Raw genomic sequence first — 26002 nt, forward strand, 5'->3', positions numbered from 1 at the left:
TTTACTCAGTTTGAACCCACACTTACACATAGAGGACTAGACTGGAAGACGTCAAATACTTCCCGACCGAGAACGAGGATACTCTTATGAAGACTTCAATCAAAGCAAGCTTGCTGGCCCTGATTGCCGGCACCACTCTGATGGCTGGCGCGGCACAAGCCGGTGACGGCTACGGCGATTGCCCACACCGTGACGGCGACCGTGGTTATCATCACATGAAGGGCGAGCGCGGCTATCACCATATGAAAGGCGGCAAGGGCCATTTCGGCATGTTTGGCCTACGAGGTCTGGATCTGACCGACGCCCAGAAAACAGAGATTAAGGCGTTGATGGACCAGCACAGAAGCAGCATGTCACGTCCTGACAAGGAAACCCGTGCAGCGCACAGAGCCGAAATGCAGGCACTGATGACCTCAGGCAACTTCGATGAAGCCAAGGCCAAAGAGATTATCGAGCAGCGTCAGCAGGTGCGTGAACAACACATGCTGGAGCGGATGAAGCTGCACAACCAGATCTATAACCTGCTGACTCCGGAACAACAAGCCAAGTTCAAGGAGCGTATGGATAGAGGTGGTGAGCGCCCTGAGCCTATCCAGGATTAAATCTGCTACTATGGGCTCAGTGACTCCCGACCGCTGAGCCCTTGAATGACAACGACTTCCCGCTACGAGTTTTGGGTTAAATTGGCGAGCCGCGCCGCAGTGGCGACCGCGATTACCCTGATCCTGATAAAACTGGCCGCCTGGCTCTGGTCCGGGTCGGCCAGTATGCTGGCCTCTCTGACCGACTCCTTTGCCGATGCCCTGGCTTCCATAGTCAACTTTATTGCCATTCGCTATGCCTTGGTGCCTGCCGATCAGGAGCACAGGTATGGTCACGGTAAGGCTGAGCCGCTGGCGTCTTTAGCCCAATCGGCCTTTATTATGGGGACGGCATTCCTGCTGCTGTTTCACGGCGGCGAGCGCCTGGTTAATCCCATGCCTTTGACCCATGCCACTTTGGGCGTTGTGGTGTCCATTATTGCCATAGTGCTGACCTTGGCCTTGGTCATGCTGCAGAAACGGGCGCTGGCGGCCACCAAGAGTACAGTGGTCGAGGCCGATGCCCTGCACTATAAGTCAGATCTGTTTCTCAACGGTGCCGTGCTGTTGGCGCTGGTTTTGGCGCAATACGGCTGGTGGTGGGCCGATGGTCTGTTTGCGGTATTGATCGCCCTTTACATAGGTCAACAAGCCTGGTCGCTGGGGTATCGCTCGATTCAGGCCTTGCTTGACCGGGAGCTTGATGATGAAACCCGGCTGCGTATTCGGCAATTGGCCGAGCAGGATACTCAAGTGCGTGGCATTCATGACTTGCGTACCCGTCAGGCGGGCAAGACCACCTTTATTCAACTGCATCTGGAGCTGGACAAAGACCTGAGCCTGCAACAGGCCCATGCCATAGCTGTGGCCACAGGCGAGCGGATCCGCGCCGACTTTGACCATGCCGAGGTGATCATTCACCAGGATCCTGTGTAGCGGGCGGCCATGGCACATTAGGGTTTCTGGCTGAACGCCTGCTGACAAAAAGGGTTTAATTTTGCAGCAATATTGTTGCAACTGTTTGTTTCTATTAATATCACTGCGACTTTCAATCGCTAAAAGGATTTATCAATGAAACAAGCAGCAGCACTGGCTTTCGTGGTCTCTATGGCGGCCGCACCTTTGGCTCAGGCTCAGGACGACTCAGGTTTTTATGTAGGCGGCCAGATTGGCCAGGGAAAGCTTGAGCTCAAGGATAGTAACTTCAGCGAGTCCGGAGTAGGCTTCGGCGCTTACGGTGGTTACCGGTTCAACTCCTGGTTTGCCCTCGAGGCCAACCTCTTGGTGGCAGACAACCTGGATAGCGACAATCTGGATATCCTCAGCGGTTACACCAGCATAGCGCCCAAGTTTACTTGGCAGCTTAATGACACCTTTTCCCTCTATGCCAAGGCGGGTATTGCCCGCGGATTGGTGCGTGTCGATAACGGTTACTGGGAAGAGGATTTTGACGGCTATGGTTGGCTTTATGGTTTGGGGCTGGACGCCGCTCTGACAGAGAGCCTACATCTGCGTCTGGGTTATGAAATGCTCAAGGTAGAGCTGGATTCTGAATTCAATTATGGCGCCCGCGATCTGGACACAGACATGTCCAACCTGGCGTTGGGGCTACACTGGCAGTTTTGATATCGCTGTTCAGTTAAAAAAGGATGCCATTTGGCATCCTTTTTTATTGCGGGAAGGTCTCCGACGCAGGGTCAGTCCATTGCCAGTTCTTTAAGCTTGCGGGTCAGGGTATTGCGGCCCCATCCCAGGCGTTTGGCGGCTTCCTGTTTGTGGCCTTGGGTATGCTCCAGTGCGGTTTCCAGCAAGATGCGCTCAAACGCGGGTTGGATTTCGGTCAGCAGATCGCTCTCGCCCTGTGACAGGCGCATATCCAGCCACAATTTCAGGGCGTTTTGCCAATCCTGGGACGGGCCGGCACTGCCTTGAGGTGCCTTGGGCTCCTTGAACAGCTCAGGCGGCAGATCCTGAGGGATAATTTCCTGGCCCGAGGCCATCACGGTCAACCAGCGGCAGGTATTTTCCAACTGACGCACGTTGCCGGGCCAGGGCAGTTGCTGCAGCTTGGCGGCAGTTTCCGGGGTGAGTATTTTGGCCTCTACCCCAATCTCTTTGGCGGCACTGGCCAGGAAATGGCGTGCCAACTGCGGAATATCTTCCCGCCGCTGTGATAGCGGTGGCAGATGGATTCGAATCACGTTCAGGCGGTGGAACAAGTCTTCCCGAAAGCCCCCCTTGAGTACCAGTTGTTCCAGGTCCTGGTGGGTTGCGGCAATGATCCTGACATCGACCTGCACCGGAGAGTGGCCGCCGACCCGATAGAATTGGCCATCGGCCAGCACCCGCAGCAGCCGGGTCTGTACGTCCAGCGGCATATCGCCTATCTCATCGAGAAACAGGGTGCCGCCATTGGCCTGTTCAAACCGGCCCTGACGCACATTGGCGGCGCCGGTGAAGGCGCCTTTCTCGTGGCCGAACAGCTCGGATTCGATCAGCTCCTTGGGGATGGCCGCCATATTGAGGGCGATAAAGGGTTTGTCTTTGCGTGGACTGTGTTTGTGCAGCGCCCCGGCAACCAACTCCTTACCCGTACCTGACTGACCGTTGATCAGCACACTGATAGATGAGCGCGACAAACGGCCTATGGCGCGAAACACCTCCTGCATCGCGGGGGCTTCGCCTATGATCTCAGGTGCCTTGACCTGAGGTTCGGCTGCCACAGGTGCCTGCTCTGTGGCATGGTTGAGCGCCCGCTCTACCAGGGCAATCGCCTCATCTATGTCGAAGGGTTTGGGCAGATACTCGAATGCCCCGGCCTGATAGGCGCTGACGGCACTGTCGAGATCAGAATGGGCCGTCATTATGATCACCGGGATATGGGGATAATGTAGGCCGATACGCTCCAGCAGGGTGAGGCCATCGGTCCCCGGCATGCGGATATCCGAGACTATGACTCTGGGCTGGGAGATTTCCAGCGCCTGCCACAGCGACTCGGCGGCGGCAAAGCTGGCGCAGCTGAGTTTGGCGCCTTGCAGTGCCCGTTCCAGCACCCAACGAATTGAACTGTCATCATCGAGGATCCAAACCTGTTCACTCATATTGTTTCCTCTCTTGTTAGCCGCTGTGGTTGTTGATCGGCAATGTCAGGCTGAACTCTGTGTGTCCCGGGGCCGAATCGCAGTCGATACGGCCGCCGTGGAGCCTGGCAATATTGTGGGCGATGGATAGCCCCAGGCCGTTGCCGTCCTTGCGGCCTGTGACCATGGGGTAAAACAGGGTATCCACCAGTTCCGGGGCAATACCCGGGCCGTTGTCTATGATTGACAGCACCAGCACCAACTTGTGTCTCTGGTTGCCTATGGTGACCTGATGGGCAGTGCGGGTGCGGATCATGATATCGCCGCCCTGATGCTCCAAGGCTTGTACTGCATTTTGCACTATGTTGAGGATTGCCTGTTGCAGTTGATCTTCATCCATAGGCAAGTCCGGAATCGAGGGGTCGTAATCCTGGCGCAGATGTATCTGTTGCGGCAGGGTCACACTCACCAGGTTGATCACCTTTTGCAGCACCAGATGGATATTCTGCAGCTTGTGCTGCGATGGTTTCTGCGGCCCCAGCAATCGGTCGACCAGGGCGCGTAATCTGTCGGCCTGCTCTATGATGAGTGTGGTGAACTCCTTGAGCTGCGGCTCGCTAAGCTCGCGGGACAACAGCTGCGCCGCGCCGCGCAGTCCACCCAGCGGGTTTTTAATCTCATGGGCCAGATTGCGCACCAGATATTGAGCCGCCTGCTGTTGGGCATCCAGGGTCAACTGCTGGTGAATGCGCCGCTGCTGATCCACCTGCCTGAGTTCCAACAGGCTCAAGGGTTTGAGCTGTTCTCCCTGCTCCAGAGGGATCAGTGTCATATCCACAGTGTGATGCTGGCCATCCAGGCTGATGAGCTGGGCGGTATTGACCGTCAGCCCTTGACGTTCCAGCACCGCGCTTTGCAGCACTCTGGGTTCAACTCCTATGGCATGCAGATGCTCTGTCAGTACCTGCTCCTGCAACCTGTGGCTGGAGACGCCCAGCAACTGCTCGGCAGCGGCGTTGGCATAGCTGGGAAGCAGGTCACTGTCGATGACCAGAACGGCAGTTGCCAGATGATTGAGCAGGATATTTGTGTCCATTGAGTTTCCCATAGCAGGATTGCACCATAATGGTGCACCAATTCGGTGCAGGCCGCAAGCCAACAACTCTGTGGACTAACTCGAAAAGCCAAGTAGCTAATTTATTGAAATAACGTTAGTTACTTGGCTTTGGGCCTTTCCCGGGTGCCGGGAAGGCGGGTTGCATCAGTCCGGCTTGGTGCAGAAAAATGGTTATGGGACTACTGGATGCAAGGACTTTGCCGTTTTGTTGCACTGCCTTGAGTTGCAGTGTGTGTTCGCCGCGGTCGATGTCCTTGAGCTGGAAGAGATTGCTGCGCTGAGCGTCGCTGGAGGAGATACCATCTATGTAGAGTTGCAGAAAATGACCCGAAGCCAGCTCCGGCTCTACCTCTACCTGAACCTGAAAATCACCGGCGTTATCGCGAATGGTTTCCTCATGCTGTGGTGAAAGTATCTTTAACGCATAGCCGACCTGTTCCACTTCTATGGGATCGGGCAGAGGTTTAGGCGTTTCCAGGCTTATTTGATTCTGGGTCTTGTCGGTGAATTCCACTGCCTGGGCTTGGGGGTTGGGTTCATCGCTGTAATGCACCTTGCCATCTTTATCGACCCACTTATAGACAGTCGCCTGGGCAACCAGCGACAGCAATGCCAGGCTGATTATCATCAGAGTACGCATAAAGACTTCCCTTGTTATGCAGTTGTGAACTTGCTTCAGATTAGCCTGTTTATTGGCAAAAATCACTGCCTTTAAAGGCTGGCCTGAAAAACCTGTCGGCTCAGCTCAAGGTCGACCCGGCCGTCCTCCCCCAGTTGGGTCAGCCCCTGGCGCTCAAGGTTCTCCAGCAGCGGCGCTATGGCCTCATGGCCTATGCCATAGTCACTGAGGTGAGTCTGGAGCCCCATGGATTCGAAGAACTGCCGGGTCAGCTCTATGGCTGCATCTATGCGTTGCTCCTCGCTGCCATCGCTGAGTTGCCAAACCCGCTCGGCATACTGCAGCAGCTTGGCGTGTTTGGCGGCCTTTCTCAGGCGCAGCATAGTCGGCAGCAGTATGGCGAGGGTCACGGCATGATCCAGTCCGTGGCGAACCGTCAGTTCGTGACCCAGCTTATGGGTCGACCAGTCTTGCGGAACACCTGTGCCGATCAGGCCGTTGAGCGCCATGGTGGCGCTGAACATGATATTGGCGCGCACCTGATAGTTTTCGGGCTCTGCCAGCGCCTTGGGGCCTTCCTCTATCAGAGTGAGCAGCAGGCCTTCGGCAAACCTGTCCTGCACTTTGGCGTCGACCGGGTAAGTCAGGTACTGCTCGGTCACGTGCACAAAGGCATCCACCACGCCGTTGGCAATCTGTGGTTGCGGCAGGCTGAAACTCAGTTGTGGCGCCAGTACAGAGAAGCGGGGAAACACCGAGGGATGACGAAAGGAGCGCTTGAGGCCAAGAGCGCTATTGCTGATCACCGCGCAGTTATTCATCTCTGAGCCTGTGGCCGGCAGGGTCAGCACAGTACCGAGCGGTAGAGCTTGGTCAATGTGGCGACCGTCGGTTTCCAGTATCTCCCAGGGCTCTCCCTGATAGGGCGATGCGGCGGCAATAAACTTGCCCGCATCTATGATGGAACCGCCGCCGATGGCGAGAATAAAGTCCAGCTTTTGTTGCCTTATCTGCTCTACTGCCTGCAATAGCTGGTGGTAGTCGGGGTTGGGGCTAATGCCGCCGAACTCGGCGCAGATGCGTTTACCCAATACCTGGCTGACCTGGGTCAGGGTGCCATTGCGTTTGGCGCTTTGGCCGCCGTAGAGCAAGAGCACTCTGGCGTCATTGGGCACCAGAGTGTCCAGCTGCTCCAGGCTGCTGCGACCAAAGAGCAGGCGGGTTGGATTGTAAAATTCAAAATCGTACATCTTGGACTCCTGTCAGCCGTGAGCGTTGCCGCTCAGGGCGTAGGGACGTTGCCAGTCGAGCCAGGCAGAGAGATGGGCGATATCCTGCATTACCCAAGTGGGAATCGCTTCAGCTTGTCTTGCTGACTGTTGCGTAGTCTCATCTGTTGAATTGGGCGCTGGCCCGGACTCGGATTGGTGCATCTCTGTTGCCAAGAAGCGCTGACGAAACAGCTGGGGCCAGGCCGCCAGCTGTTGCTCCGCCAGATGCAGCGGCTGCTTTTGCTGCTGGCGTGCCACCAACACCAGGGTGCAGTGCAGCGTCAGCCCAAGCCAGAGAAAACTCTGCCAGTCCTGCAGCTCCCGCTGGCCCGTGTTGGGCTCGAGCTTCAAAAAGCCGACTTCTTGGCCCAGTTGTCTCAGCGCCGCATGGGCTTGCCAACGCAGGGCATTATCGGCTTTACCTGTATTGATACTGGCAAGCCAAGCCCGCTCCAGCTCGATAAAGTGGCATACATAGCTGTCGAGCCAGCGCCGGGTCCAGCTGGGAATAAACAGATGCATCGCCAGAAATGCCATCAAAGCGCCGGTAAAGGTGTCCAGCGCCCGGTAGAAGGCGATATAAGGATCGCTCGGCAGTAGCAGGGTGATGGCAAACACCATCAGCATGGTGAGCCAGAACACATGAATCTCATATCTGGCCTTGTAGAAGGTGGCAAAGGCCAGAAAGGCACTCAGGCAGGTGGCCGGTAATAACCAGCTACCGGCCCCCAGAAACCAGATTAGCCCCAGTGCCAACACAGAACCGAGCACAGTGCCATAGAAGCGGCTCCAGATCCTGGCCTGCAACTGCCCGAGCGGCGCCACCATCAGCACTATGTAGGCGGTGAGCGTCACCCAATAACCCTGCGGCAGTTGCAGCAGTTCTACCACGGCCTGACAACACAGCAGAGTGAACAGAATTCTCAGGCCGTGATGCCATTCCCGCGAGTGTTTCACCAAGGCCTTGCGCCATTGACTGCGAACGCTTTGGGCATCGGAAGGCCAGATAAGCCCCAGGCGCTCGCGCCAGTCGGCTGCCAGCGGTCTTTGGGGATCCAGCGCCAAGGCCAAGCGGTTGGCGGCATCCAACAGCAGAGGTTGCGGCTTGTCTCCCAAGGGCAGTGGCGTCGGCTCTGTGCCTTGGTCCCTATGGGTCTTGAGTTCGCTGGCAAAATTGGCCAAATACTGCTGCAGCGCCGGGCTGGCGGCATCATTTTGTTGCAGCCTGCCTATGCTCTCCAGGGTTTCTATCAGGATAAGATTCGACTCCAGTTGCCGGGCGATGCGTTGCACCTCGGCTTTATCCGGCATTTCCAGCAGCCAATGGGCCAGCACGGCAATAGCATCATCGAGTTGCTCCCGCAAGGCCAGACGCTGGCCGACATTGGCGGCGTCCGAGTGGCTGAGTATATTGCACCAGAAACCGAATTTGCGCTGCACGCTGGCCAGCAGCTGTTCGCCCTGACGTATCGCCATCCAGGGCCCGGCGATGACGGCGCTGATGACAGCCAACCAGCTGCCGAACAGGCTGGAGAGCAACAACATCTTCCAGTCGGTACCCGACTCCAGCAGATGCAGGCCGCAGATCAGGCAAAAGCCGGCGTTGTAGGTCAGCAGCTGAATGTACTTTCTTTGGTTGGAACTGAGGCCATATAACAGGCCTATGGCGCCGAGTACGCTGATCCCCAGCCAAGGGTGGATCAGGCTCAGCAAGGCCAGGGCACTGCTGATACAGCACAGAAGTGCCGACTTGCTCAACAGCCCGGCACGTTTGGGATAAGCCAGGTTGCGGCCCTGGACGCCGACCAGCCAGGCACAGATCAGGGCGTTGACGCCGCTGGCACTGTCGCCGAGAAACGAAAATAGCAACAGGCCCGCCATCATGGGCAGCCCTATGCGTAAGCCTTCGGGAAGATCGGCACGATCAGGTAGCCATTGCAGCAGGCGCTGGAATAGATTGGATAGATTCACTTTATGTTGCTTAGACAGCAGAATGGCACAAGAGGGACGCCATTCTACCTCATTTGAGTCTGCTTGAGTGCCGGGTGGATAACAATTTTCCACCCGGTGAATCGGCTCAGTGGGCCAACAGGGCGAAGTGTTGACTGTGGCGCTTGGGATCAAAGCGCCAGACAATGGCCAGCATGCCCAGAGACACAGCCGCGAGCAGCAACCAGGAAAGCGTGAAGCTGCTGGAGCTGTCCTTGAGATAACCCGCCAGCAGAGGCGACAGGGATGCCAGCAGGTAGCCTATCCCCTGAACAAAGGCCGTCAGTTGTCCCGCCTGGCTGTAGTCGTCCAGATGGTCCAAAGTGACAATCAGACTCAAGGGGAAAAGGCCACCAATGCCTATACCCAGCAGCGCAGCCCATAACCAGGGCAGGGCCAGTGGCATCAACGCCAGCCCGATAAAACCGCCAATCGTAGACAGGAGTAGCAGCAATAGCAGAGGCCTTCTGTCATGACTGCGAGCCGCCAGCGTCGGCAGCAACAGGCCTGCGACCACTTCCATCAGCGTCAGAAACGCCAGCAATAGCCCTGCCTGAGTGGCTTGCCAGCCCAAGTCGATAAAGAAGGGCGCCAACCAAGCGAGCACACAGGTATAGGATGCCGTACTCAGGCCAAAGAAAAGCCCCAACAGCCAGGCCCTGGGAATGCGGCTAAAGCTGCCTATGCCCACACTTGGGCTAACTCCCGGTTTTCCTGAAGGCTTCTTTGCTGCTGCCTTATTGAAGCCCTGGGATTGCAGGCCGTGTTTGCCCCAGAACCAAAATAGCATCGCCGGCAGACTCAACAGAGCCCAGAAGGCCAGCGCCGACTGCCAATGACCAAACCTGTGCTCAAGCCAAGGGCTAATGGCCGCAGCCAGGGCCGCTCCACCCATGATGGCGGTTACGTAAATCCCCATGTAACGCTCAATATGCTGGCTATAGCTGCGCTTGATCATTCCAGGCAGCAGTGCCTGAATTAGGGCGATACCTAAGCCGGCAATGATTGCGGTCAGTAGCAGTTGCAGGCCGCTGCCGGCCCAGAGCCGAGCCAGGTTGGCCAAACCAATAAGTAGCAGCGACAGTAGCAGGGTTTGGCGCTCTCCCAGTTTGGCGGCCAGTTGGGCACCGATAAACATAGCGACTCCCATGGTCATCACGGGCAGCATGGTCAGGAGTGCCAAGGAACTGTAACTGAGGGGCAAGGAAGCCCGGATAGCCTCCAGCAGTGGGCCTATAGCCGCCATGCTGGGGCGCAGGTTGAGGCCGAGAATAATCAAGGTCAGGATCAGCCACACAGGCTGCCATTTTGATGAGCTCATAGTCCATCTCCTTCACACATGCTGTTGGCGGCATTGGTGTTATCTTTGTCGGCAGGCATCTTTAGTCGCGGACTCGCATCGTCCGTGGCTTGGACTGCATTGAGTTGTGGTTCTGCCAGAAACTGCATCATGGTCAATCTCCTTATTTTGCCAAATTCAGTTAAGCCGAACCCTTGGCCCCTTTTTCAGGGGCCAAACAGGGTTCCTATGTCAGGTGAGTGTCAGCGCCGGCTGGGGCGCAGGCGATACCAGATGGCCGGGACAGGAAGTTTCATCAGCAACAGCGATGACATGATCAGGCCGATCCCCAGCCATTGATAGCTGTCCAGCTGTTCGCCGACCAAAAACACCCCGAGCGAGACAGCCACCACAGGGTTGATCAAGGCCATCATGCCCATGATTTGCGGTCCCAGATGTTTGATGGACCAGATCCAGGCCCAGTAGCTCAGCGCCGTGCTGAAGATGGCCAGCCAAGCGATGGCGGGCCAGGTTTTGGGCTCGGGCAGTGTGGGTGCCCCGGCTACTGTCCAGGCCAGCGGGATCAGCATCAAGCCGCCGAGCAACAACTGCCAGGCGGTCAATACCAGAAGATCGCCGGTTTGCCAGCGTTGCATCCAGCGGGATGATTGGGCTACCAACAGAGTGGCACTCAGGGCGCAGAGCACACCAATCAGATCCAGATTGGCCGAAGGATTGAGCAACAACATCACTCCACTCAGTCCCAGCAGTGCCAGCAAGGTCCACTTCAATGCCGGTCTTTGGCCATCGAGCAGCCAGGCCAGCAGCAGAAACATCAGTGGCAGTGTGGCCCCCAGGGTGCCGGCCACGGCGCCGGGCAGGCGGTAGGCACCCATAAACAGCAAGGCGAAGAAGGCGCCGATATTACAAAATGCCAGCAAGAGTATTTTGCTCCAGGCGAGCGAAGGCAGTTTGGGCCGCAGCAGCAATAACAGGATCCCGGCCGGTAGCGCACGCCAGACGGCGACCCAGAAAGGGGACATATCCTGCAGGTACAGGCTGACCAGGGCATAAGTGGTTCCCCAGAAGACGGGAGCAAGGAGTGCAATTAGGTAGGGCATTTTCTTTTCTTAAAGTATCTTGATGTGAAGATATTTTAAAGTTCAGTGCTTGGATAAGCAAGCCGCATTTGAAAAAGAGCTTTATTATCTTTGGATGATAAGGCCAACTGATTGAATATTATGTCAATCTTGGTAGGTTAGTTTACCCTGTTCATCATAGACCCGGGTATGCAGCACCTTGCCGTTCGTGCCTATCTCTTCCTGCAGATAGTTGCGCCCCTGCTCATCAAAGTAGTTCAGGGTCTGTGGTATGAGCTTGTCCTGGTCGAAACGTTTGCTCACCTGCAACTGGCCATTGCAGTGAAAGAGTTGCTCCTCACCCTGCTTGGCGCCTCGGCGGAACGGAGTACGTTTGCTCAAGGCGCCATTGGTCTCACAATAACTGAGCCAGATGCCGTCGGCGGCTATTGAGGGAAAGAAACCATAATGTTGCTCGGACTGGCGCTGGCCATTGCGCCAGAAGGTGTGCTGCACTGCGGTGCGCTGCCGGCGGTCGAACAGGTAGTCCAACTTGAGTCGGCCGTTGGCGTAGTAGCCTTGTTCCTTGAGTTTTCTGAGATTTTCTTCATCCAGATGTTCACTGAAGCTCTTTAATGAACCATCGGGAAAATAGCTTTTCCAGACGGTGAGTTTCTCGCCGTCCCGCTTGAACTGTTTCATCCGCTCCCGTCCCTGTTCGTAGGAGATGGATTCAACCACTTTACCCTGGTCGAAACGCTTGAAACTGTCGAGTTGGCCTTGGTTGTCGTAGAGCCAGAGTTCCTGGCGCTCACCGTCTTGAAACAATTCCCGGCTGCGTAATTGGGTTTGCTGGTATTGAAAGTTCAGCTGCCAGCCGTGCAACTTGCCATTTTTATACCAGGCGCTTTGGCTTAGCAGACGCTCGGGCGGCGCGGATGTGCTGAAGCTGTAGCCGTCCCGCAGGCCATCCTTGAACTGGGCCGCACTATAGCTGGGGCGATCCGGCGCTCCCCAAATGGCAATGCCGTTGAAGGGTTCACCTCGGTATCCGTCAACGCAGCCTTCGAGGTAATAACCCAGGGCGCTATTGTCATCGCTTACTTCCCGGCAGTGGATTTGCTCCAGCTCGTCAGCCTGAATTGGCAGTTGCCCCTCAGAGTGACAGCCGGCCAGCAACAGGGGAGTGAGTAAAAAGACCTTGAGATTCATAGCAGATCCTTGCTTGACGAAGAGGCTCATTGTCGCTGCCGTTGCTGCTTGGCTCAAGCCTCTTGCCGGTGAACTGTTGAATTTTTGACTCTTTAACACTGAAACCCGCCTTGGATCACATCTGCACAACAGGAGAGGGGATAAGCTGGGGTTGCTTGCAAGCTATTGATTATAAAGAATTAATTTTACTTAATTTGCAATTCTGCAATATGTAAGTGCAAAAAGAGGTGATGAGTATGAACGTGAATCGACGTCAGGCGATGGGCCAGATTGTAGGTTTGGTTGGTGTGGCAGCAGGGAGTTCGCTGATCGCGACCACAGCTCTGGCCGCAGAGTCTTGTCCCGGAGATACCAGCATAGGGATCGGCAGTGAAGGGGGCAGCGATCTGGGCACCAAGCTGCTGACCTATGTGAAATTAGACCCTATGGAAGTCGCCAAACTGGCCTATGAAGGTTATGGCCGTGGCGGTTGCATGTATGGGGTTTTCGATGCCCTGGTGAAGGCCTTGGCGGCCAAAGGGCATGAGGATGCCTGTAAATTCGCCGCTATCCCAACTAACCTGGCGGCCTATGGTGGCGGCGGTATCGCAGGTTGGGGAACCCTGTGTGGTTGCTTGAATGCGGCGGCCATGGCGGTCAACGTCCTGGGCGGGGTCGACCGCACTGCGGTGATCCGCTCCGTGTACCGCTACTATGAACACACAGCCATGCCGAGAAATGATGAAGCCTTCCTCAAGGCGATTGGCGCACCGACCCGTAAAGACAATGCCGGTGAGCTACTGACCGCAGATAAGATAGGCCAGTCGGTTGCCAATTCCATTCTCTGTCACACCTCGGTGACCCACTGGTCGAAAGCGAGCAAGTACGGCTCCAGTCATCAGGCGAAATTGGAGCGCTGCGCTCAGCTGACGGCCGAGATTGCCTATGTCACCACTGACTTCCTCAATAAGTCGCTGGACAATGCCCTGGACGCTGAAATTGTGGCAGCAGGCAATGCCGAGTGTAGTGGTTGTCACAGCAGCACCAAACGTGAACCGGACACTTATATAGGTGCCGATGTCAATTCACAGATGGAATGTCAGAGCTGCCACAGCGCCCATGATGTCGGCGCCGGTTTGACCGGGGTTCACGAAGGTGCGGTCTGCAGCGATTGTCACTAGGAGGCTGTTATGAAACATAAGAGTTTGATAGTAGCGTCTTTGCTGTTGTGCCTGGGGGGTTGTGACTGGTGGGATGACGATGATGACCCTGTGCTTCCGCCGGATCCTGAACCTGAGCAGTCTGTGTCCATTAATGAAGCCGAAAGCCTCAAGGTGGCACTGAGCGCCGTGGATCCTCAAAGCCAGGCACTGACCTTTAGCCTGACTACGGCGGAGGGCAAACCCGTCAAGGATGCCGGCAGTAACTATCTGGTGATGTACCTCAAGATGCCCGCTGAGCAGGTATCGGCCTTCTCCATGCCTTGGCATAAGGGGGTGCGTTTCGAATGCAGCGAAACCGTCGACACCTGCGGTGGCACCATGGAAGCGCTGGAGACAGAAGGCCAATATCGCTTTACTCCAGAAGGGCTTGAGGAGTTGAACCAGACAGAAGGTGAACTCAAGTTGGCGGTGATACTCACAGGGGCCAAGGCTCAGAGTGCTCCTGAGCTTGTCGGTGCTCCCTGAGTGGGTTGAGTTTTATAGCCTTAAAATAGTAGCGCCCCGGGATTGCTCCCGGGGCGCTTTTCTTGTTATCCGATGGCTTGACTCATCGGTTGATTGCAGGGCAATTAGAGGCTGTAGTACAGCTCAAATTCGACTGGGTGAGTGGTGCGGCTGACACGCTCGGCCTCGGTTTGTTTCAGCTTGAGGTAAGAGTCGATAAAGTCATCGCTGAACACACCGCCGCGTGTCAGGAACTCACGGTCTGCATCCAGAGCCGCCAGGGCGACTTCCAGAGATTCGGCCACAGTCGGGATTTCCGCTGCCTCTTCGGCCGGCAGATCGTACAGATCCTTGTCCATGGCATCACCAGGGTGGATCTTGTTCTGGATACCGTCCAGACCGGCCATCAGCAGTGCTGCGAAGGCCAGATAAGGGTTGGCCATAGGATCCGGGAAGCGGGTCTCAATACGGCGAGCCTTAGGACTTGGTACCACAGGGATACGGATAGAAGCCGAGCGGTTACGGGCAGAATAAGCCAGCATCACAGGGGCTTCAAAGTGTGGCACCAAACGCTTGTAGGAGTTGGTGCTTGGGTTGGTGAAGGCGTTCAGGGCACGGGCGTGCTTGATGATACCACCTATATAGTACAGGGCAGTTTCAGACAGGCCGCCGTATTTGTCACCGGCAAACAGGTTGGTGCCGTCTTTGGCCAGTGACTGGTGTACGTGCATGCCGCTGCCGTTGTCGCCGACTATCGGCTTAGGCATAAAGGTTGCTGTCTTGCCGTAGGCATGAGCCATGTTGTGAATCACGTACTTGAGTACCTGGATTTCATCGGCCTTGTTGGTCAGAGTATTGAAGCGTGTGGCGATCTCGTTCTGACCCGCGGTAGCAACTTCATGGTGATGAGCTTCCACAACCTGGCCCATCTCTTCCAGCACCAGACACATGGCACTACGCAGATCCTGTGAAGAATCCACAGGCGCAACCGGGAAGTAGCCGCCCTTAACGAATGGACGGTGACCTGTGTTGCCTTCTTCATAGCTGGTACCTGAGTTCCAGGCCGCTTCTTTGGCATCGATTTTGACGAAGGTGCCGCTCATGTCGGTACCGAAACGTACGTCATCAAACAGGAAGAACTCTGGCTCAGGACCGATCAGCACAGTGTCGGCGATCCCGGTAGAACGCATGTACTCTTCGGCTTTCTTGGCGATAGAGCGAGGGTCACGGTCGTAACCCTGCATAGTGCCGGGCTCGAGGATGTCGCAGCGGATCAGCGCTGTGGTTTCTTCGGTGAAAGGATCCAGTACAAAGCTGCTTGGATCTGGCATCAGCACCATGTCAGATTCGTTGATCCCTTTCCAACCGGCGATAGATGAACCATCGAACATTTTGCCGTCTTCAAAGAAATCAGCATCTACCTGATGAGTCGGGATAGATACATGCTGTTCCTTACCTTTGGTATCGGTAAAGCGTAAATCAACAAACTTAACTTCCAACTCTTGCAGCTGTTGTAAAACTGATTCGACTGACATTATCAAGCCTCCGGTAGGGTAAAGGGGGTGCCCTTTGTCAACTCTTAGTATGTAGCGTCTGGCGCCTTGTTGGTCTCTATTAAGCCAGACTCATGCCAAGATGCTAAGATGTTGAAAATAAAGGGAGTGGTAAAATAGAGGGCTGGCGAGGCAAGCGGGTTTGCACTATCATGGTGCATTGAGTGTTCCAAAAAGGTGCGTTCACCATAATGGTGCGTGCGCTGAATAAGCCGGATATTCATAGGTGTCTAAAAAATAATCCTGTGCGATAGCCCCTCGCTAGAGTAGAATGGCACGCTTTTTAAAGCAACCATCCGGGGAAATTGTGCTCCCCGACACGATGGCAGCCCAGGTTTTATAAGGCCTGGAAGGCAATCGCCAAGCAGTCATAAAGCGGTTGTACCATTCAATTTATATTGCTGCATCCCACAGAACAGAGATCGTAAGAGGCAAAACTGTGTTAGAGAATTTACGTAACATCGCCATCATAGCGCACGTTGACCACGGTAAGACTACCCTGGTAGACAAGCTGTTGGCACAGTCAGGAACCCTGGCAACCCGCGGAGAAGCCACCGAGCGGGTGATGGACTCCAACGATCTGGAGAAAGAACGTGGGATCACTATTCTGGCGAAAAACACCGCCATTAAGTGGAACGACTATCGGATTAACATTGTAGATACCCCAGGACACGCCGACTTCGGTGGCGAAGTAGAACGGGTTCTGTCTATGGTTGACTCTGTACTGCTGCTGGTTGATGCGCAGGACGGCCCAATGCCACAGACCCGCTTCGTGACCAAGAAGGCATTCGCCCAAGGTCTTAAGCCTATTGTGGTGATCAACAAGATTGACCGTCCGGGTGCCCGCCCTGATTGGGTTATCGATCAGGTATTTGACCTGTTTGACAACCTGGGTGCCACCGACGAGCAGCTGGACTTCCCAGTGGTTTATGCCTCTGCACTGAACGGTTTTGCCAGCCTGGATCCTCAGGACAACAGTGAAGACATGACCCCACTGTTCCAAACTATCGTTGAAAAAGTATCTCCACCGGATGCCGACGCCGAAGGCGCATTCCAGATGCAGATCTCTCAGCTGGACTACAACAGCTATGTAGGGGTTATCGGTGTGGGTCGTATCAAGCGTGGTAGCGTCAAGACCAACCAACAGGTCACTATTGTCGGTGCCGATGGCAAGAGCCGTAACGGTAAAATCGGTCAGGTGCTGGGCTACATGGGCCTGGAACGCCACGAAGTGGACAGTGCCAATGCCGGTGATATCGTTGCTATCACAGGTCTGGGCGAGCTGAAGATCTCCGACACCATCTGTGCTGTCGGTCATGCCGAAGCATTGCCACCTCTGTCTGTTGATGAACCAACCATGACTATGACCTTCCAGGTCAACACCTCTCCTTTCGCGGGTAAAGAAGGTAAGTACGTGACTTCACGTAACATCCTTGAGCGTCTGCAACAGGAGCTGGTACACAACGTGGCTCTGCGTGTGGAAGAAACCGAGAGTCCGGATCGTTTCCGCGTATCCGGCCGTGGTGAACTGCACCTGTCTATCCTGATCGAAAACATGCGTCGTGAAGGTTATGAGCTGGCGGTTTCCCGTCCTGAAGTGATCATCAAAGAGATCGACGGCGAGAAGTGCGAGCCATACGAGCAGCTGACTGTGGACGTGGAAGAAGAACATCAGGGCGGCGTTATCGAGAAGCTGGGTACCCGTAAGGCCGACATGCGCGACATGCAGCCTGACGGCAAGGGCCGTGTACGTATCGACTTCATGATCCCAAGCCGTGGCTTGATCGGTTTCCAGACCGAGTTTATGACAGCGACTTCAGGTACAGGTCTGCTGTATCACACCTTCGACCACTATGGTCCTTACAAGGGTGGCGATATCGGCCAGCGTAGCAACGGGGTATTGATCTCCAACGCCACAGGTAAGGCTTTGACCTTCGCGCTGTTTGGTCTGCAGGATCGCGGTCGTCTGATGATTGGCCACGCCGCCGAAGTTTACGAAGGCCAGGTAGTGGGTATCCACAGCCGCTCCAACGACCTGACAGTAAACTGCCTCAAGGGCAAGCAGCTGACCAACATGCGTGCCTCTGGTACCGACGAAGCTCAGGTACTGACTCCGCATATCCAGATGACCCTGGAGCAGGCGCTGGAATTCATCGATGATGATGAACTGGTTGAAGTCACGCCCAAGAGCATCCGTGTGCGTAAGCGTCATCTGACTGAAAATGACCGCAAGCGCGCCAGCCGTGGCTAAGCCATAGGCGAACAATAAAAAACCCGGCATGACCGGGTTTTTTATTGCGTTCAATTTGCCCTGCATCTCATCAGACTGCGGGATGTTTTGCCAAAGTGCCGTCCGGTGCTTGTCGGGTTCCATCTGCCAGGTGCGACCTTGCATGCAGATGGCGCCAGAACCTAGGCAACACCAACAGTGCCAGCATCAGGTTGGACAGCGGCATCGCCAGCCAGACACCGGTTTCTCCCAAAAACAGCGGCAATAGATAGAGAAACGGTAACTGGATCAGCATATTGGTCAGGGAGATTGCCAAAGCCATCCCGCCTTTGCCTATCGCCATAAAATACATGGCAGCCAGTACTATCAGCCCCTCCAACCAGATAGCCGCCAGATGGATACGGATCCCGGTTCTGGCTTCCTGGGTCAACAAAGGATTGTTGTCGGCGAACAGGCCTATCATGGTTTCGGGAAACAGGTTGAGCAGCGCCAGCCAACTCAGGCCAAACAGCAGGGTGACCTTGGCGCCCAACTTGACTATGGCGATAATATTGCCGGGCTGGCGGGCCCCGTGGAAGTAGCTCACAGGTGGCTGCACCCCTTCGGCTATTCCCTCAGCCAACAGATAGTAGAGTGTCATCAGATAGCCGACTATGGCAAAGGCACTGACGCTCAAGGTGGTGCCATACTGCATAAACTGATGGTTATGGGCCGCCACCATAAAGCTGGTGTAAAGGTACATCAGTAGTGCCGAAGCCCCCAGTTGGACAATCCGGGCGAACTCCCCGGCTCTGGGTAGCGCATCTTTGAGCCTTGGCTTAAAGCCTGAATGGCTCGAACACAGGTAATAGCCGGCCCCCAGACACACAGCTGTTTGGGCAATGATGGTGCCATAAGCCGCGCCGTTTAACCCAAGCCCAAGTACGGCAACAAACAGATAATCCAACAGGATATTTCCAAGCGCCCCCATCACCAACAGGGCGGTGGCAACTCTGGGGCTGTCATCGTTGCGGATCAACATAGGCAGCGCCGTCGAGGCTATGGTGATCGCCGCGCCCCACTGAAACACGGCAATATATCCCTGTCCCAGCTGCAGAGTCGCTTCAGTGGCCCCCTGCAGTTGCATTAGCGGCTCACTCAAGCATTGCAGCGCCATAAATGCCACCAGGGCCAATAAAACAATCAGCCAGATACTGGCCAACAGGGCTCGATTGGCTTGCGTTTGCTGCCCGGCTCCGCGGGCTATGGAGATATGGCTGCCGCCACCCATACCCACCATAAGCCCCAGGCCGGAGAGAACAAACACTATCGGCCAGGCCATGTTGATGGCGGCCAATCCTTGAAAGCCGACATAGTGGCCGACAAAAATACCTGCGCTTATCTGGTACAGGCCACTGACCAGCATGGCAGCGATGGCTGGGATGGTATAGCGCCAAAAGGTGCGCCGCAGCTGGTTGTGACTCAGTGTTTGCTGAGAGATTCCGGTACTCATAATTGCACTACCTTTAACCGAATGCAGGAAAACAGGGTCGCAGATTATGCTTGTTTTTCGGATTGGTGAAAGATAGCTTGTATCCGTTATTCGGATACTTTGGTGAATGGAATGAATTGGACCCTGGATCAACTGAGCGCCTTTGTGATTGCGGTGGAAAAGGGCTCGTTTTCGGCAGCCGCCAGAGAGCTTGGCAAGGCGCAATCTCGGGTGAGCACAGCCGTGGCCAATCTGGAGATAGACCTGGGGCTGGAGCTGTTTGACCGCAGCGCCAGGTTGCCCAGGCTGACAGCCGCCGGCGAGCAGATCTATCAGGAGGCCAAGGTGGTGTTGAGGCAGTGCCAGCGCCTGGACGCCAGAGCCCTGACGGTCAGTTCGGGCGAGGAGGCCACCCTGACGGTTGCCATGGACGAGGCCCTGCCCATAGAGCGCTTCGAGAGTTTCTTCGTGCGGGTGGCCGAGCAGTTCCCGGGCTTGAAACTCACCCTGATCAACAGCTCCCAGGATGATATTGCCCGCTGGGTCGATGAGAAAAAAGCCGACCTGGGTATCTTGTTCCGCCAGACAGATGAGCTTTTGGATTCCTTGGAGTTCAACTCGATAGCTCACTTTCAGCAGTCGCTTATTGTCGGTCGTGAGCACCCGCTGGCGAATATTGCCGAGCCTTCGCTCGACCAGCTCAATCAGCACCGACAACTGGTGATCCGCTCCCGCATCGGCGACAGCCAGTCGCGCCCCGTGTCCAGCAATCACTGGCATATAGACAGTTATTACTACATCACGGCGCTGGTGATCAAAAATGTCGGTTGGGCCCTGGTTCCCGAGCATGTGGCGACGGCCGAGTGGTATGCCAAGGATCTGGTGAGGCTGTCCGGCGCCAATATCACAGACAATCAGTGGGTCGAGATAGGCGTTGTCAGACGCAGGGACAAGGGCATTGGCCCTGTGATGCAGTGGATGCTACAGCAGTTGGCCAGGGAATAGTGCCGGGGCATGGCCCCGACACTTTATCGACCAATCAAAGCTGCAGATACTGCTTCAGTGGCAGATCCCGGTAGCGCTTGCCGCCGGCGGCCACTATGGCGTTGGTCAGTGCCGGCGTGACCGGGGGCACTCCGGGTTCGCCCACACCGCCGGGTACCTCGGTCGAGGCGATGATTTGTGTTTCTATCTCAGGGCATTGCGGCAACCGCAGCAGTTGATAGTCGTGGAAGTTCGACTGTTGCACCTTGCCATCCTTGAAGCTGATTTCGCCCAGCATCGCCAGGCTGAGGCCGAAGATGACCGCGCCTTCCAGCTGCGAATGCACTCTGTCAGGGTTAACCACAGTGCCGGCATCCAGCACTGAGATGGCCTGCAGCACCTGCAAACGCTCACCATCCAGTTTGACCTTGATGGCGACCGCCACATAGCTGACAAAGCTGCGGTGCACCGCAAAGCCCCAGCCTTCGCCCGCCTTGGCCGGTGATTGCGCCATACGTTTTTCGGCGGCGTCGATGACCGTCAGATAACGAGCGACATCCACAGGATGACGACTGAGTTCTTCGCCATAGTTACCGTATTTGAAGCCCTGATCGGCAAAGTTCTCCACTCTGGGTTGCCCAAGAAGCTGCCGCCACATGGCCGGGCAACTCTGGCCGGTGCGCAGCGCCAGTTCGTCGACAAAGCTGCCGATGCCGAAGGCATGCTGAATGTTGCACACAGAGCGCAGCCAGCCTATACGGGTGTGAGCCTCGGCCTTAGCGGTTTCGCAGCGCAGCGACGGCAACTGAAACGGCAAGTCGATAAAGCCCAAATCCAGTTCGCCGTCAGAGGGTTCATCCACGCCTTCGGCAAAGGTGGAACTGATGGAAGGGAAGGCGGTGCGCGACAACAGAGCCTCCACCTTGCCATCATCACTGAGTAGTGCCTGATAATGCTGGGCGCTGATGGCGTGCAGATAGCCGTTTTGCAGTTCATCTTCCCGGCTCCAGAACACCTTCACCGGCTTGCCGCTGCGTTTGGAAAGCAGCGCCGCTTCGACGCTGAAGTCCGGCTTGGACTTACGGCCAAAGCCGCCGCCCAGCAGGGTGACATGCACCTTGACCTGCTCCTCCTTCAGCCCCAAAGCGGCCGCCACATTCTGCTGGGTACTCTGGGGCGTTTGGCTGCAGGCCCAAATTTCACAGCCATCCTTGCTGACTCTGGCGGTGGCTGCCGGCGGCTCCATCATGGCGTGAGCCAGATAGGGCACAGTGTAATCGGCGCTGAGCGTGCGCTCTTTTGGCCAGCTTGCGGGAGGCTTGCCCAGCTCACGCCTGACCTTGCCACTCTGCTGAACTCTCTGTTTCAGGGTGGCGAGAAACGCTTGGGAGTCGTGCTTGTCGTTGGGGCTTTGCTGCCACTGAATCGCCAGTGCCTTGCGACCTTCAAGGGCGCTCCAGCTGTTGTTGGCCAGCACAGCCACACCGCCAAGCGGCTGGAAGGCCGGTGCCCCTTTGGGAGCGGGCAGGCTGATAATATCCACCACACCGGGGAAGGCGCGGGCCTTTTTATCATCGACACTCTCCGCTTGGCTGCCGAGCACAGGCGGCCGGGCAATCGCGGCATAGAGCATGCCTTCCAGACGTATATCCTGACCATAGATAGCGCTGCCATCCAACATGGCATCCATATCCACTATGGTGCGTGACTGACCTATCTGGGTGAATTCTTCTCTGGGTTTGAGCCTGAGTTGGCTCTCATCCGGAAGCGGCAGCTTGGACGCCGCCAGTGCCAGTTCACCATAGCTCAGGGAGCGGCCGGACGCCTTGTGAGTCACTCTGTGAGCCTTGGCGGTGACTTCTGCGACCGGCACTTGCCAATGTTCGGCGGCAGCCTGTTCCAACATGGTGCGCGCCATGGCACCCATCTGACGCATTCTGTCGTAGTGTTTACGTATGCTGCGACTGCCATCTGTATTCTGGCTGCCGTAACGCTTGTCGGCCAGGCCCTGCACCACCACGACTTTGTCCCAGTCGGCTTCCAGTTCATCGGCCAGCACCTGAGGTATGCCTGTTCGTATGCCCTGGCCCATTTCCGAGCGATGGCAGGTGAGGTAGATCTTGTCGTCTTCACCGACGGCGATAAACAGATTCAGAGGTTGCAGCTTGTCCTGCGCCAGGCTCATGGGGCTCCAGCCCAGGGCGCTGCTGCCCAGCATCAAGGCGCCGCCACTGGCGCCAAAGAGTTTCAGCACATCGCGACGGCTGAAGTTTTCCACTGCGGTAAACCGGCTCATGAGCTCTGCCCCCCTTTGACGGCGACATCCTTGATGGCGCTGCGGATCCGGGTATAGGTGCCGCAGCGGCAGATATTGCCGGACATGGCATCGTCTATCTGTTGGTCACTGGGGTTGGGCGTTTCACTCAAGAGCGCCGCGGCAGACATGAGTTGCCCTGTCTGACAGTAACCGCACTGGGGAACCTTGTGTTTGCTCCAGGCGGCCTTCAGCACCGGATTATCCAGGCCTTCTATGGTGGTGATGTTCTTGCCCTCGGCACTTTTGAGACTGGTGAGGCAGGCTCTGGCGGGCTTACCATCCAGATGTATGGTGCAGGCACCGCAGAGTCCGGCGCCACAGCCGAATTTGGTGCCTGTCAGTCCCAGGAGATCCCTGAGGGCCCATAGCAAGGGCATATTGGGATCGGCCTCGACCGAAAACAGTCTGCCATTGATTTTGAGTTGCGACATTGTTCACTCCTTGTGCTGGTTGAGGCGTCTGAGATCTGCGCCCGTGTCTATGTCTATGGCGGCGCGGTGCAGCACTATCCGGCCCAGTCGTTGTTGTTGTAATTTCTCGGTCAGCAGAGCCTTGGCCCCTCGGTCACCCTGCAGTTGGCAAAGGGCGTTGAAGTCTGTGGCATTAAAGATAGCAGGCGCGCCGGGGGCGTCCCGGTAAAAGGCGCTGCTGCTGAGTTGGCTGCCCAGCCAACAGTCGAGCAATTCAAGGTAATCGGCGCTAATGAGCGCAACCTGATCGGCCAGCGCCAGTAGCAGGGCATCGGCGGAGCAGGCCTTGGCTTGCTCCGCGGCCAGGGCGATGGAGTGCCCCAGCCCCTGTTGCCAGAGAGGGTTGAAACAGCAGCTCGCATGGGGCGGCAACAACGCTTGCAATTGTTCCTTGTGGCCGCCGAGTATGGTCAGCAGCGACAGCAGCTCAAGCTTGGGGTACTTCAGGCTTGCCTGAGCGCGCATCTGCTCCAGCGCTTGCCAGCTGAGGCGCAGCAGCGGCGTGCCATGGCTGTCCTGTGCCGCCAGTTTGGCGTGGCCGGGCACTGAGTCATCGGCGGCGAAGCGGCTCGATGCTCCGGCGGCCAGTAACACAGGCAATAGCCTCATGGCATCAGGCCCTCAAGCCCAGTCATGGGCGCATCAAACAAAACTCCGTGGCACTGGGCCAAAATGCTGAGGGCGATGGCCCCCGGGAGTTCGCCGCCGAGTGCCAGTCCGGCGGGCGCCGCCAGTGGCACGGCAAACTCTGCCAGTTTAAGGCTGGCATGTTTGAGTACCTTATCGCGCCTGTGAGTTGGCCCCAATAGCGCCAGATAGCGTGGGCAGCTTACTTGCAGCCGTTTGAGAATGGCGCTGTCGAGCTCGACATTGTGGTGCATCACTATGGCACCATCCTGACGCTTGAGCCAATCGGCATCAAGCTCGTCGGCGCCGAGCTTGATTATGTCGCAACCGGCAAAGTCATGGCTGCGGGCGTAGGCGGCTCTGGGGTCTACGACGCTCACCTGCCAGTCCAGTTGTAAAGCCATCTGCGCCAGCGGCTTGGCATCCAGACCGCCGCCGAAAATCGCAAGCGCAGGTTTGGGGCCCACGGGTACGGTTAACCAGCTCTGTTGCCCGTTCTGCCCGGTTTCTGGACTCCAAATCCCGGTGCGGCGAAAGTCATTGGCGGGGAAAGACAGAGGTTCGGCACCGGTTGAGGGTGAACCTTGGGATAAAAAGCGCGCCTCAAGGGCTGCGGGCGCTTCACCGGTTTTTGGCATCAACAGCTGCCAGAAGCCGGATTGACCGGCATTCAGAGCCTGGCGCAACTCATCGAGTGCCAGAAAATGATTCTCCCGCCCCAGAGGCAGCAGGCAGATGTTCACCAAGCCGCCACAACCCAGTTGGTAACTGGCGTCTTGATCGTCGCGGGCGTCATAACAGACCTCCACCACCCTTTGTTCCGTCAGGGCCTTGTGTGCCTGATGGCGCAGATCGGCCTCCAAACAGCCGCCGCTGAGGATCCCCAGGCTCTGGCCCAGGGGATGAAACAGCATCATGGCTCCGGGTTTGCGATAAGAAGAGCCTTGTACCGAGGTGATCAGCGCCAGCACCCAGGGCTCGTCTGCGCTGAGAGCCCATTGTTGCAGCAAGGTTTGCAGATGGTGCGCCATAAACTTCCCGTGTTTTTGGTGGAGAAGTTAGCATTGCATAAAATAGCACCGGGAAACAATCTTGCCGGGCGTGGCAAGTCAGGGAGGGGCAGTGGGACTCGGCGACAAGCGCAGTAAAAAGGCCCGCCTGTCGGCGAGCCTGAGTGGTTAAGTTTAGTGACCTACATAGTCGATCATCTGCAGCAGTTGCATCCGAACCGCATCCGGCGTTTGGCTTTCCCAGAAGCCGGAGGTGTAGGCTATCAAGGGCAGCAGGAACAGCAGCCCGAGTACCAGCAGCATTACCGACTTGGCCGACCAGAAATGATTGCGGCTAAGGCCGAACCCCAGCGCCGCTTTCTTGGGACAGGCGGCCACGCAGCGCATGCAGGCCTGGCATTCATCGCTGTGCACTGTATTTTTGGTATGCACTATGATGCCGGCCGGACAGGCGCGGGTGCACTTGTTGCATTTCATCCCCTTGGACTCTATCAGGCAGTGCTCAGGGGCGCGGCGGATTTTCAGCGGGCTGAGAAAACTCAGCAGTCCCAGCAGGGCGCCATAGGGGCAGAGGTAACGGCAAAATCCCTGACGGCGCCAGGCGACAATGGCAAGGATCAAGCCAAAGCAGGCCAGGGTGATGAGTCCCGGAGTGATGAAAAACAGCGCCATCTTGAGATCGGCTATCTTGTGATAATTACTCTCCAGGTAGCCGGGGATCCCCATAGACGGCATGCCCAACACTATGTAGAGCAGCGCCGCCAACAACAGATACTTGAGCATACGCAGTGGCCAGTCGAGCCAGGCAGGCGGCATAAATTCGCGCTTGATAAAGCGTTTACGCAGGCGATAGAGGTACTCTCCGGCCAACCCCAGCGGGCAGGCCCAGCCACAGAAGGCCCGCTTGCATAGCAGTCCGGTCAGTAGCACCACCGCCAGCATCACGGCCGCCGCCGGGTGGGTTTGATCCCAGAGTCCCAGGGTGGCTATCGCCTTGAGTTCTATACCGCCGGCAATGGGCAGAAACGCATCCACCACATCCGGGCGCCCAATCCAGGGCGTGACTCCGGCCTTGAGCATCAGGCTGTTGATGGTGTACTGAATCGCGACCAGAAACAGGGACAGCGCCAACAGGTGCTGGCAGCCGCTGCGCAGGTTATTGATCCTGGGCTCGGATTGCAGCAAGCCGGGGCGCAGTTGCTGCAGCAATGCCAGGCTACCAACGGCTGTCAGCGTGGCCAGCAGTAACATGGGGCTGCTGCTAATCAGCAGCGCGGTTAAAATCAGCAGCAAAGTGAGGCCAGCGCCGAAACGGCGGCCGCTCCACCAGAGTTGGCTGACACCATAGAGGAGTGCCAGCATGAGGGTGAGCGATTCGGTCAGTGTCATGAGAAAGAGGCCAGCAACAAAGGACTGCCTATTGTGAACTCAAATAAGGGCACAAGTTCTTGAGTCAAAAAAGGAAGT

The 26002-nt window shown here is 56.6% G+C and carries 23 protein-coding genes; 7 read left to right on the top strand and 16 right to left on the bottom strand.

Annotation, left to right across the window (positions count from 1 at the left end; all coding sequences use genetic code 11):
- Positions 1–86: 86 nt before the first annotated feature.
- The 3 genes from HCX89_RS08005 (at position 87) to HCX89_RS08015 (ending at position 2207) form a co-directional block, all read left to right on the top strand.
- Positions 87–602, top strand: a complete 516-nt coding sequence (locus tag HCX89_RS08005) for a Spy/CpxP family protein refolding chaperone (RefSeq protein WP_167715627.1) — start codon at positions 87–89, stop codon at positions 600–602.
- A 45-nt stretch (positions 603–647) separates the two neighbouring features.
- Positions 648–1517, top strand: a complete 870-nt coding sequence (locus HCX89_RS08010; protein ID WP_025010771.1) for a cation diffusion facilitator family transporter — start codon at positions 648–650, stop codon at positions 1515–1517.
- A 135-nt stretch (positions 1518–1652) separates the two neighbouring features.
- Positions 1653–2207 carry a porin family protein gene (locus tag HCX89_RS08015; RefSeq protein WP_062793401.1) on the top strand — a complete coding sequence of 185 codons (555 nt, stop codon included), beginning with the start codon at positions 1653–1655 and terminating at the stop codon, positions 2205–2207.
- A 71-nt stretch (positions 2208–2278) separates the two neighbouring features.
- Here HCX89_RS08015 and glnG read toward each other — a convergent pair whose 3' ends face one another.
- The 9 genes from glnG to HCX89_RS08055 all read right to left on the bottom strand — a co-directional run bounded on the left by glnG (position 2279) and on the right by HCX89_RS08055 (position 12227).
- Positions 2279–3682: a nitrogen regulation protein NR(I) gene (gene glnG / locus HCX89_RS08020; RefSeq protein WP_115389428.1), complete on the bottom strand. Its 1404-nt coding sequence runs from the start codon at positions 3680–3682 to the stop codon at positions 2279–2281.
- 16 nt (positions 3683–3698) lie between these two features.
- Complete coding sequence (gene glnL, locus HCX89_RS08025; RefSeq protein WP_025889905.1) at positions 3699–4757, bottom strand: nitrogen regulation protein NR(II); 1059 nt, start codon at positions 4755–4757, stop codon at positions 3699–3701.
- A gap of 115 nt (positions 4758–4872) precedes the next feature.
- Positions 4873–5418: a DUF4124 domain-containing protein gene (locus tag HCX89_RS08030; protein WP_044735432.1), complete on the bottom strand. Its 546-nt coding sequence runs from the start codon at positions 5416–5418 to the stop codon at positions 4873–4875.
- 71 nt (positions 5419–5489) lie between these two features.
- A complete protein-coding gene (locus tag HCX89_RS08035; RefSeq protein ID WP_167715629.1) occupies positions 5490–6647 on the bottom strand; it encodes an iron-containing alcohol dehydrogenase in 1158 nt (385 codons plus the stop codon).
- A gap of 12 nt (positions 6648–6659) precedes the next feature.
- Positions 6660–8639 (bottom strand): FUSC family protein, encoded by a 1980-nt coding sequence (locus tag HCX89_RS08040; protein ID WP_167715631.1) that lies wholly within the window; start codon positions 8637–8639, stop codon positions 6660–6662.
- A 106-nt stretch (positions 8640–8745) separates the two neighbouring features.
- Positions 8746–9978, bottom strand: coding sequence for a cyanate transporter (locus HCX89_RS08045; RefSeq protein WP_115389426.1), 1233 nt, complete (start codon positions 9976–9978; stop codon positions 8746–8748).
- A complete protein-coding gene (locus tag HCX89_RS22980) occupies positions 9975–10109 on the bottom strand; it encodes a hypothetical protein (protein WP_263858842.1) in 135 nt (44 codons plus the stop codon). The genes HCX89_RS08045 and HCX89_RS22980 overlap by 4 nt, the downstream gene beginning before the upstream one ends.
- A 90-nt stretch (positions 10110–10199) precedes the next feature.
- Positions 10200–11057, bottom strand: a complete 858-nt coding sequence (locus HCX89_RS08050) for a DMT family transporter (RefSeq protein ID WP_025889910.1) — start codon at positions 11055–11057, stop codon at positions 10200–10202.
- A gap of 123 nt (positions 11058–11180) precedes the next feature.
- Positions 11181–12227: a toxin-antitoxin system YwqK family antitoxin gene (locus HCX89_RS08055; RefSeq protein ID WP_144131418.1), complete on the bottom strand. Its 1047-nt coding sequence runs from the start codon at positions 12225–12227 to the stop codon at positions 11181–11183.
- A 236-nt stretch (positions 12228–12463) separates the two neighbouring features.
- Between HCX89_RS08055 and HCX89_RS08060 the strand changes: the two genes are divergently transcribed.
- Both HCX89_RS08060 and HCX89_RS08065 read left to right on the top strand, forming a co-directional pair.
- Positions 12464–13387 carry a C-GCAxxG-C-C family (seleno)protein gene (locus tag HCX89_RS08060; protein ID WP_025010779.1) on the top strand — a complete coding sequence of 308 codons (924 nt, stop codon included), beginning with the start codon at positions 12464–12466 and terminating at the stop codon, positions 13385–13387.
- Positions 13388–13396: 9 nt separating this feature from the next.
- A complete protein-coding gene (locus tag HCX89_RS08065; protein ID WP_144165068.1) occupies positions 13397–13894 on the top strand; it encodes a hypothetical protein in 498 nt (165 codons plus the stop codon).
- 104 nt (positions 13895–13998) lie between these two features.
- Here the strand turns inward: HCX89_RS08065 and glnA are convergent, their stop codons facing one another.
- Positions 13999–15408, bottom strand: a complete 1410-nt coding sequence (glnA, locus tag HCX89_RS08070) for a glutamate--ammonia ligase (protein WP_167715633.1) — start codon at positions 15406–15408, stop codon at positions 13999–14001.
- Positions 15409–15865: 457 nt separating this feature from the next.
- Between glnA and typA the strand changes: the two genes are divergently transcribed.
- Positions 15866–17677, top strand: coding sequence for a translational GTPase TypA (gene typA / locus HCX89_RS08075; RefSeq protein ID WP_025889914.1), 1812 nt, complete (start codon positions 15866–15868; stop codon positions 17675–17677).
- A gap of 70 nt (positions 17678–17747) precedes the next feature.
- On the opposite strand, the gene HCX89_RS08080 is transcribed toward typA, so the two are convergent.
- Positions 17748–19148, bottom strand: a complete 1401-nt coding sequence (locus HCX89_RS08080) for an MATE family efflux transporter (RefSeq protein ID WP_115389422.1) — start codon at positions 19146–19148, stop codon at positions 17748–17750.
- A gap of 111 nt (positions 19149–19259) precedes the next feature.
- On the opposite strand from HCX89_RS08080, the gene HCX89_RS08085 reads away from it, so the two are divergent.
- Positions 19260–20132 carry a LysR family transcriptional regulator gene (locus HCX89_RS08085; protein WP_025010784.1) on the top strand — a complete coding sequence of 291 codons (873 nt, stop codon included), beginning with the start codon at positions 19260–19262 and terminating at the stop codon, positions 20130–20132.
- A 34-nt stretch (positions 20133–20166) separates the two neighbouring features.
- Here the strand turns inward: HCX89_RS08085 and HCX89_RS08090 are convergent, their stop codons facing one another.
- The 5 genes from HCX89_RS08090 to HCX89_RS08110 all read right to left on the bottom strand — a co-directional run bounded on the left by HCX89_RS08090 (position 20167) and on the right by HCX89_RS08110 (position 25924).
- The gene (locus HCX89_RS08090) at positions 20167–22407 is read right to left on the bottom strand and encodes a molybdopterin cofactor-binding domain-containing protein (RefSeq protein WP_167715635.1); all 2241 of its coding nucleotides are present in this window, start codon (positions 22405–22407) and stop codon (positions 20167–20169) included.
- Positions 22404–22859: a (2Fe-2S)-binding protein gene (locus HCX89_RS08095; RefSeq protein WP_096142511.1), complete on the bottom strand. Its 456-nt coding sequence runs from the start codon at positions 22857–22859 to the stop codon at positions 22404–22406. Before HCX89_RS08095 ends, HCX89_RS08090 begins: the two co-directional genes overlap by 4 nt.
- A 3-nt stretch (positions 22860–22862) precedes the next feature.
- A complete protein-coding gene (locus tag HCX89_RS08100; RefSeq protein ID WP_037467548.1) occupies positions 22863–23507 on the bottom strand; it encodes an NTP transferase domain-containing protein in 645 nt (214 codons plus the stop codon).
- Positions 23504–24556 (bottom strand): XdhC family protein, encoded by a 1053-nt coding sequence (locus tag HCX89_RS08105; RefSeq protein ID WP_096142510.1) that lies wholly within the window; start codon positions 24554–24556, stop codon positions 23504–23506. The genes HCX89_RS08100 and HCX89_RS08105 overlap by 4 nt, the downstream gene beginning before the upstream one ends.
- 153 nt (positions 24557–24709) lie before the next feature.
- Positions 24710–25924 carry a 4Fe-4S binding protein gene (locus HCX89_RS08110; protein WP_167715637.1) on the bottom strand — a complete coding sequence of 405 codons (1215 nt, stop codon included), beginning with the start codon at positions 25922–25924 and terminating at the stop codon, positions 24710–24712.
- Positions 25925–26002: the final 78 nt, after the last annotated feature.

It is taken from the genome of Shewanella sp. Iso12, assembly GCF_012030025.1.
Taxonomy (GTDB): domain Bacteria; phylum Pseudomonadota; class Gammaproteobacteria; order Enterobacterales; family Shewanellaceae; genus Shewanella; species Shewanella algae.